Genomic DNA, 8,636 nt, shown 5'->3' on the forward strand with positions numbered 1-8,636 from the left:
GCCACTTCAGTATAATCGGCGCATGATCGAACTCGAGCACGAACTCCGCCGCGTCGTCGAGGGCGATGTCCGCTTCGACTCCTTCTCGCGCCTGCTCTACGCCACCGACGCGTCCATGTACCAGGTGGAGCCCATCGGGGCGGTGATTCCCCGCCACGCCGGCGACGTCCAGGCGGTGCTCGAGGTCGCCAACCGGCTCGGCGCGCCGCTGCTCGCGCGCGGGGGCGGCACCTCCTTGACCGGCCAGACCGTCAACCACGCGGTGGTGCTCGACTTCTCGCGCCACATGAACCAGGTCCTCGAGGTCAATGTCGAGGAGCGGTGGGTCCGGGTGCAGCCCGGCGTGGTGCAGGACGAGCTGAATCAGCACGTGCGGGGGCAGGGACTCCTCTTCGGTCCCGACACGTCGACCTCGAACCGCGCCACCATCGGCGGCATGCTCGGCAACAACTCCGGCGGCAGCCACTCGATCGCGTACGGCCTCACCGTGGAGCACGCGATCGAGCTGACGACGTTCCTCGCCGACGGGAGCCGCGCGGTGTTCGGCACGGTGACGCCCGCGGAGTTCCAGGCCAAGGCCCGCCTCGAGACACTCGAGGGCCAGATCTACCGAGAGGTGGGGCGCATCCGCGACCAGTACCGCGACGAGATCGCGCGCCGCTACCGCATGCACTGGCGTCGGGTGTGCGGCTACAACCTCAACGAGCTCATCAAGGACGGTCCGCTCAACATGGCCCGGCTCATCGTGGGCTCGGAGGGCACGCTGCTCACGATCGTCGAGGCCAAAATGCGGCTGGTGCCGCGCCCCAAGAGGACCGCGCTCGACGTCATCCACTACACGGACATCCAGGAGGCGCTCGAGTCCTCCCAGGCCATCCTCGAGACGGGGCCGTACGCCGTCGAGCTCACCGACAAGATGATCCTCGACCTCGCGCGCGCCAACATCGAGCAGCGCGCGCGCATGGGCTTCGTGCAGGGGGATCCCGCCGCCATTCTGATCGTCGAGTACACCGGGGACACCGACGCCGAGGTGAAGGACAAGGTCGAGAAGCTGGAGGCGCTGCGCGCGCGCGAGCGCTTCGGCTATGCGGGCCACGTGGCCCTCGACACCACGGAGCAGCAGTCGATCTGGAAGCTCCGCAAGGCGGGCCTGGGCCTGCTCCTCGGCACCCGCGGCGACGCCAAGCCCATCGCCTTCATCGAGGACACCGCCGTCGACCCCAAGCACATGCCCGCCTTCGTCCCGCGCTTCCGCGACATCATGGCCAAGCACGGGGCGGAGGGCGCCTACTACGGGCACTGCTCGGTGGGGTGTCTGCACATCCGGCCCCTCGTCAACCTCAAGACGCAGCGCGGGCTCGACCAGGTGCGGGCGATGGCCGACGAGATCTTCGACATGGTGCTGGAGTTCGAGGGAGCCATCTCGAGCGAGCACGGCGACGGGCGCGCCCGCAGCCCGTATCTCGAGCGGGTGTTCGGCCCCGCGATCTTCGGCGCCTTCGGCGAGCTCAAGCGCGCGTTCGATCCCCGGAACCTCCTCAACCCCGGCAACATCGTGGCGAGCCCGGGCGTCACCGAGCACATGCGCTATGGCGCCGACTACCGCACGTGGGAGCCCACGACCAGCCTCGACTTCTCCGAGCAGGGCGGCTTCGCCGCCGCGGTGGAGATGTGCAATGGGGTCGGGGTGTGCCGGAAGAAGCTCGAGGGCACGATGTGCCCCTCCTACATGGCCACGCGCGACGAGGAGCACTCCACCCGGGGCCGCGCCAACGCCCTCCGCGCGGTGCTCTCGGGCCGGGCGCCGCGCGAGGAGTTCACGGGGACGCGGCTCTTCGAGGTGATGGACCTCTGCCTCGAGTGCAAGGGCTGCAAGGCCGAGTGCCCGTCCAACGTGGACATGGCGAAGATGAAGTACGAGTTCCTGCACCACTACTACCAGGTGCACCCCACCCCGATGCGCAACGATCTCTTCGGGCACATCGGGGACCTCTCGTGGTGGGGCTCGCGCCTGGCGCCCGTGTCCAACTGGCTGGCGGGGACGCGGCTGAATCGATGGGTGATGGACCGGGTGGTGGGCATCGACCGGCGCCGGCCGCTGCCCCTCTTCGCGCGCGAGAGCTTCACGGACTGGTTCGACGCGCGCAAGCCGAACGCGGACGCCCCGCGTGGCGGCGTGGTGCTGTTCCACGACACGTTCAACACCTACAACACCCCGGAGATCGCGCGGGCGGCGGTGGAGCTGTTGGAGGGCGCGGGCTATCGCGTGGAGCTGGTGGGGCGCAAGTGCTGCGGCCGTCCCATGATCTCCAAGGGGATGCTGGACGAGGCCCGCGCCAACGCGCAGTGGAACGTGGCCAAGCTCCAGCCCTGGGTGGAGCGCGACGTGCCGGTGGTCGGACTCGAACCCTCCTGCTTACTGACGCTCCGCGACGAGTACGTGGATCTGCTCCGCACCGAGGCGGCCCGCGCCGTCGCGCGCTCGAGCTATCTCCTGGAGGAGTTCCTCCTGCGCGAGCGCGCGCGGGGCCTGCGTCTGGCGTGGAAGCCCGGCCCGCGGCGCGCCCTCCTCCACGGGCACTGCCATCAGAAGGCGATGGTGGGCACGGCGCCCACCGTGGCCGCGCTCACCTGGGCCGGCTACACGGTGAGCGAGGTCGACTCGGGCTGCTGCGGGATGGCGGGATCCTTCGGGTTCGAGAAGGAGCACTACGAGCTCTCGGTGAGCCTGGGCAACCGGCGGCTCGCCCCCGCGGTGCGCGCGGCCGATCCCGACACGGTGGTAGTGGCGCCGGGCATTTCCTGCCGCCAGCAGATCGCGCACCTCACCGAGCGCCGGGCCCAGCACCCCGCCGAGGTGCTGCGCAGCGCCCTGGCCGGGCGCGCCTAGCGGCGCCCGCCGCCCAGGGTCTTCTCGACGTAGCGCCGGATCGCGTCCTGCGCAGCCGGCGCCCTCCAAGACGCCAGCGCCTCGCGGTCGATCCGCGCGGCGTGCCGCGCGAGGAACTCGCGCACGGGCTGGCGCAGCTGGGCCTTGGTGAGCGCGAAGCTCTCGGCGGGGATGGCGGCGAGCGCCTCCGCCTCCGCGATCGCCGCGTCGAGCAGCGCCCCCGGCTCGACGACCGTGTCGAACAGGCCCCGCTCGCGCGCGTCCTCCACGCTCAGCGTCCGGCCCCCGTACACCATCTCGGCGAGATGCCGCGCCGGCACCACCGCGCGCATGATCTCCAGCGCGATCGCGGGGAAGGGGACACCCACCAGCAGCTCGGTGACGCCAAACCGCCCGCCGCCGCGCGCCGCGATGCGCCGGTCGGCGGCGCAGGCGAGCACGCAGCCGCCCGCGATGGCGTGGCCGTTGACCGCCGCCACCACCGGGCGGGGGTGATAGAAGAGGCGGGCGAAGCAGTCGACGAGGGCGGGGATGAGCGCGCCGGGGTAGTCGGGCCCGGAGGCGGCGAGGCGCTTGAGATCGACGCCGGCCGAGAACATGGCGCCGGCTCCAGTGAGGACGAGCGCCGGGGCGCCCGCGGCCGCCTCCAGCGCCGCGCTCAGCGCGCCGAGGATCTCGGGATCGAGGGCGTTGGCGCGGCCGTGGGTCATCCGCAGCACCGCGATCGCCCCACGGTCCTCGCGAACGACCATCACCAGCTGCGCATGCGGGCGCGGCTACTTGACGGGAGCGACGACGACGTCGGTGGGCTTGCCGGCGAGGAAGCGCTCGACGTTGGCGACGGCGCGCAGCAGCCCGTCGCGCACCACCTCGGGGGTCTGCCCGGCGTTGTGCGGGGAGAGCACCACGTTGGGCAGGCCGAGGATCGGATCGTCGGCGGCCAGTGGCTCCTGGTGGAAGACGTCCAGGCCGGCGCCGAGGATCTTCCGCTCGCGGAGCGCGGCGAGCAGGGCATTGCGGTCGACGAGGGCGCCGCGTCCGGTGTTGACGAGGATGGCGCTGGGCTTCATGAGCTCCAGCTCGCGCCGGCCGATGAAGCCCCGCGTGTCGTCGGCGAGGCGGACGTGGAGGCTCACGACGTCGGCCTGGCGCAGGATGTCGTCCTTGGTGGCCGCCCTGGCGCCGGCGGCCCGGATGCGCCCCTCGTCGCCCCGCGCGCTCCACGCGAGCACCTCCATGCCGACGGCGCGGCCGAGCGCGGCCACGCGGCTGCCGATGGTGCCCATCCCGAACACCCCGAGCGTCTTGCCGAGGAGCTGGGTGAGCATCTCGCGCGGCCACTTGCCGCCCCGCATCTCCCGGTCGATGGCCGGGATCTTGCGCCCCACCGAGAGCATGAGGGCGAGGGCGTGCTCGGCCACCGCGAAGGCGTTGACGCCGGGCGTGTTGCAGACGGTGACCCCGCGCATGCCCGCGGCGTGGAGATCGATGTTGTCGGTGCCGGTGCCCCAGACCGAAATCATCTTGAGGCCCGGGCACGCCGCGAAGACCCCGTCGGTGAAGCGCGCATGGGCCCGGATGTTGATGGCGACGCGCGCGTCGCCGATGCGCCGGATCAGCTCGGCCTCGTCGTCCGCGCCGCGCTCGGTGAAGACCCGCAGGGCACCGAGCGCCTTGGCGCGCTCCTGGGCCGCCGAGCCCTGGAAGACGGACGGAAAGTCGTCGGGGACGACGATCACGCGGTGCGCGCCGAGAACACGGCCTGAGCGGCGGCGACGCCGGCGCCCGCCTCGCAGCGGTGCCCGAGGTCGCGCAGGGTCAGCTCCAGGGCGGACAGCGTGGGCAGCACGTACATCGGATTCGCGGTGATGCCCATGTGACCGACCCGGAGCGTGCTCGTGCGGATCTTGTCGAGACCCGTTCCGATGAGAATGCCGTAGCGGTCACGCATGTGCTTGACCACCGCGGCGGGCTCGATGCCGGTGGGCGTCTTGAAGCACGAGACGGTGTTCGAGGCGACGGACGCCTCGGGGAAGATCTCGAGCCGCATCGCCTCGAGGCCGGCGCGGAAGGCCGCGCCCGCCACCGCGTGGCGCTGGAACCGGTTGGCGAGCCCTTCCTCCTTGATGAGGCGGACGGACTCGGCGAGCGCAGCGGTGAGATGGGTAGGGATGGACACCGGCTGGCGGCGCGGCTGGCCGTCCGGCACCTGGCCGCCGCGGGAGACCGGCACCCAGTGCTCCTTCCAGCGTAGGAGGTCGTAGACCAGCGAGCTGGACTTGTGCTTCCGCCGCTCCATCGCGTCCCACGCGGCGGGGCCCACCCCGGCCAGTGACATGCCGAGCGGCGCGGCCAGGCACTTCTGCGAGCCGGTCATGTTGAGGTCGATGCCCCACTCCTCGGTGCGCACGTCGATGCCAGCCAGCGAGGAGACCGTGTCGAGGAGGTAGAGCGCGCGATGCCGCTTGACGATGACCCCCACCGCGTCCGCGGGGTAGGTGGTGCCGGTGGACGTCTCGTTGTGCACCATCGTCACCGCCTTCGGGCGCACGCGCTCGATCTCGCGCTCGAGCCGAGCCAGGTCGATGGGCCGTCCCCACTCGACGGAAAACTCGGTCACCTCGGCGCCCACACGGGCCATGATCTCGTGCATGAGCATGCCGAATACGCCCGCCACGATCACGAGCACGCGGTCGCCCGGCTCGATGACGGACACCGCCCCCGCCTCCAGCGCGGTGCGGCCCGAGCCCGGCATCACGACGACTTCGCCGGAGGGGATCTTGAACACGTCGCGGAGGGCGAGGGTGGCGGGCTCGAGCACCTCGAGGTCGAAGCGCTGATCGTACTGGATGGTGGGCGGCTGGTTCATCGCCTGGATCACCGTCCAGGGCAGCTCGGTGGGCCCGGGGATCATGAGGATGGCGCGCGCCTGCGCGGCGCCCCACTGGATGGCGGAGTCCATCGACGGGCCTCCCGCGCTCACGCGCCGGCCTCGGCGAGCGTGCGCTCCTTGCGGCGGATCAGATAGAGGTTGCGGAGGTAGACGAAGAGGCCGGCGCCCTGGCCCAGGATGAAGACGGGATCGTGGCGGTACACCGCGTAGATCAGCAGGGTGAGGCCGCCGCCGATCGAGAAGAACCAGAACGACACCGGGATGACGCTCTCACGCCGCTTCTCCGACGCGATCCACTGCACGAGGAAGCGCATCGAGAAAAAAGCCTGCCCGAGAAACCCGATTGTCAGCCAGAAGTGCTCCGCGTTCATGTTCCCTCGCTCCCGTGGTGAACTCCAGCCGTTCACCTTACCGGATGCTCCCGGGTGGAGCAAGGAGTTTTGCCCCCTCGTGCGCGGGCAGATTCCACCCGAGGCCTCGGCGCGCGCGGGCGATCCGAGATTCCGACTACTGCGGCCGCGCGGGCAGGTCGATCAGCTTTCGCAGGGCGATCTTGAGCGCGACCGACACGCGGTAGAGGCTGTCCACCGAGATGGACTTCTCGCCCCGCTCGACCTCGCCGATGAATTTCCCCGACAGCGCCGACCGCTCGCCGAGGGCTTCCTGACTCCAGCCCCGCTCCTTGCGCAGCGAGCGGATCTTCGTTCCGAGTGCCTTGCGGACGTGGTTCACGCGACGCTCCATCTCTAGACGGCCTCCGTTGGTCCGGACGTCACGGCGAGGACCAGCGCTCCCGTCTCGCTCTTGACGCTGTGGACGCAGCCCGGCGGGCGCCGGGCGTAGTTGCCTACTGTACACACTCCAGTGTCGTCCGCCACACTGCCCTCGAGGACCCAGATCTGCTCGTCTCCGAGATGGCGATGACGCGGGATCACCGCGCCCGGCTCGTAGCGCATGAGGATGGCCTTGTGACCATCCCCGTCCTGCCACAGCACCTTCCAGAGCACGCCCCGGTGCCGCTCGACCCACGGGACGTCAGCGGTGTTGACGTACAGCGTCGGTGGCGCCGGCATCGGGCTCACTTCCCGTCCTCGGTCAGCGCCGCGCGGACCGCCTCGCGGAACGCCTCGACGGGCATCGCGCCCACCAGGCGGCGCCCGTTGACGAAGAAGGTGGGAGTTCCCGTGATGCCGAGCGCGCGGCCCTCAGTCATGTCTTGCTCCACCGCATCGCGAAACCGCGCGCTGTCGAGGCATTCCGCGAAGGATGCCCGCTCGAGACCGATCCGCTCCGCGTAGCGCAGGAGGTCTTCCCGCTCGAAGTCGGGCTGGGCCACGAAGAGAAGATCGTGATACTCCCAGAAGCGGCCGCCCGCCCCCGCGCAGCGCGCGGCGAGGGCGGCGGGGCGCGCCCCGGGATGGAAGTCGAGCGGGAAGTCCTTGAACACGATGCGCACGCGGCCGGGGAACTCGCGCATGACCTGCTCGAGCGTGTCCTGCGCGCGCTTGCAGAACGGGCACTGGAAGTCGGAGAACTCGAGAATGGTCACCGGCGCCGCGTCCGATCCCCGCGTCATCGCCGGATCGATGGTCACGGTGGCGGTCTGGCCCGAGCACGCGCTCGCCCACAGCGTCACCGCCAGCGCGGCTCCGCTCAGCGCTCGTCCCACGATTCTCCCTCGCGATCTTCGTTCGCCGCATGCGCCGCGCCGTCCCGTCGCGCTCGCCGCGCGCCGTCGCGCGGCGTACAATTCATCCGCATGACAAAAGGTGTGATCCAGAATACGCGAGTGTTCCCGGGCCTGCAAGGCGGGAGACGACACTGATGGGTTTTCTCGCCCGCGTTCTCCTCAACACGGTGGCCATCGTACTCGCCGGACTAATAGTTCCTGGCATCGGCGTGGACGGGCTGCTGCCCGCGCTGGGGGCGGGGACCGCGCTCGGGCTCGTCAACGCCCTCATCCGACCCATCCTGCTCATCCTCACGCTGCCGATCACCCTGGTGACGCTCGGCCTCTTCATCCTCGTGCTCAATGCCGGGTGCTTCTGGCTCGTCTCCACGTTCGTCCCCGGCTTCCACGTGGACGGCTTCTGGCCCGCCCTGGGCGGCGCGCTGCTCGTGAGCGTGGTGAGCTGGGTGGGCACCGCGTTCGTCAGCGACCGGGGCCGGGTCGTCGTCATCAGCCGGCGCGCGCGCTGACGCGCCCGCGGGGGGGGAGCTACGCGGCGCGGCCGCCCTCTTCGAGGGCGGTGATGATGTAGGTGCCACTCTTGGCGTCGCGCTCGAGCGTGACGATCTTCTGCTTCTCCGCCTCCTCGAGCAGCTTCGAGAAAGTCGAGTAGCCGTAGTATGTCTCGTTGAAGGCGGGGTTCTTCCTGATCATGGTCTGCTTGACCATCGAGCCCCAGAGGGTGTCCTTGTTCTCGCGCTGAAGCGCGAGGATCGCCTCGATGAGCTGCGCGAAGGCCTCCGCCTTCTTCTCGGGCAACCCCCGCAGGGCGGTGGTCTTCTTCGATTCGCGGATCAGGTCCTCGTAGAAGATGAACTCGTCGCAGTTGCCGACGAGGAGCTCGGACGACGAGGACTTGACCCCGAGCCCGATCACGTAGCGGTCGTTCTCGCGCAGCTTGGAGACGAGCGGCGAGAAGTCGGAGTCGCCGGACACGAGGGCGAAGGTGTCCATGTGCTGCTTGGCGTAGGCGAGGTCCATGGCGTCCACGACCATGCGGATGTCGGCGGAGTTCTTGCCGCTGTAGCGGCTCTGCGGGACGTCGATGAGCTCGATCGCCCACTCGTGGAAGGGGCGCTTGTACTCGGTGAAGCGGTTCCAGTCGGCGTAGGCGCGGCGGACGA

10 protein-coding genes are annotated in these 8,636 nt (G+C 70.2%); 2 read left to right on the forward strand and 8 right to left on the reverse strand.

Annotated elements, in window-relative coordinates:
* Positions 1-22: 22 nt before the first annotated feature.
* Positions 23-2,890, forward strand: coding sequence for an FAD-linked oxidase C-terminal domain-containing protein (locus tag VFX14_00940; protein HEU5188231.1), 2,868 nt, complete (start codon positions 23-25; stop codon positions 2,888-2,890).
* Here the strand turns inward: VFX14_00940 and VFX14_00945 are convergent.
* From VFX14_00945 to VFX14_00975, 7 genes are all read right to left on the reverse strand, one after another.
* Positions 2,887-3,642, reverse strand: coding sequence for an enoyl-CoA hydratase/isomerase family protein (locus VFX14_00945; GenBank protein HEU5188232.1), 756 nt, complete (start codon positions 3,640-3,642; stop codon positions 2,887-2,889). The two genes, VFX14_00940 and VFX14_00945, sit on opposite strands and share 4 nt — an antisense overlap.
* Positions 3,643-3,666: 24 nt before the next feature.
* Positions 3,667-4,629 (reverse strand): NAD(P)-dependent oxidoreductase, encoded by a 963-nt coding sequence (locus VFX14_00950; GenBank protein HEU5188233.1) that lies wholly within the window; start codon positions 4,627-4,629, stop codon positions 3,667-3,669.
* On the reverse strand, positions 4,626-5,852 hold the full coding sequence (locus VFX14_00955; GenBank protein ID HEU5188234.1) for an alanine--glyoxylate aminotransferase family protein: 1,227 nt from the start codon (positions 5,850-5,852) through the stop codon (positions 4,626-4,628). Before VFX14_00955 ends, VFX14_00950 begins: the two co-directional genes overlap by 4 nt.
* A 17-nt stretch (positions 5,853-5,869) precedes the next feature.
* Entirely contained in the window at positions 5,870-6,154 is a 285-nt protein-coding gene (locus VFX14_00960) for a lipid-A-disaccharide synthase N-terminal domain-containing protein (GenBank protein HEU5188235.1), read from the reverse strand.
* A gap of 136 nt (positions 6,155-6,290) precedes the next feature.
* Positions 6,291-6,527 carry a helix-turn-helix domain-containing protein gene (locus VFX14_00965; protein ID HEU5188236.1) on the reverse strand — a complete coding sequence of 79 codons (237 nt, stop codon included), beginning with the start codon at positions 6,525-6,527 and terminating at the stop codon, positions 6,291-6,293.
* Between the two features lie 2 nt (positions 6,528-6,529).
* Positions 6,530-6,856, reverse strand: a complete 327-nt coding sequence (locus tag VFX14_00970; GenBank protein HEU5188237.1) for a cupin domain-containing protein — start codon at positions 6,854-6,856, stop codon at positions 6,530-6,532.
* 5 nt (positions 6,857-6,861) lie between these two features.
* Entirely contained in the window at positions 6,862-7,452 is a 591-nt protein-coding gene (locus VFX14_00975; GenBank protein ID HEU5188238.1) for a thioredoxin domain-containing protein, read from the reverse strand.
* A gap of 155 nt (positions 7,453-7,607) precedes the next feature.
* Between VFX14_00975 and VFX14_00980 the strand changes: the two genes are divergently transcribed.
* A complete protein-coding gene (locus VFX14_00980; protein HEU5188239.1) occupies positions 7,608-7,982 on the forward strand; it encodes a phage holin family protein in 375 nt (124 codons plus the stop codon).
* A 19-nt stretch (positions 7,983-8,001) separates the two neighbouring features.
* Here VFX14_00980 and VFX14_00985 read toward each other — a convergent pair.
* The coding region (locus VFX14_00985) for an NYN domain-containing protein (GenBank protein ID HEU5188240.1) at positions 8,002-8,636 on the reverse strand (635 nt) is incomplete at its 5' end.

Source organism: Candidatus Methylomirabilota bacterium, from assembly GCA_035764725.1.
In the GTDB taxonomy this organism is placed as follows: domain Bacteria; phylum Methylomirabilota; class Methylomirabilia; order Rokubacteriales; family CSP1-6; genus DASRWT01.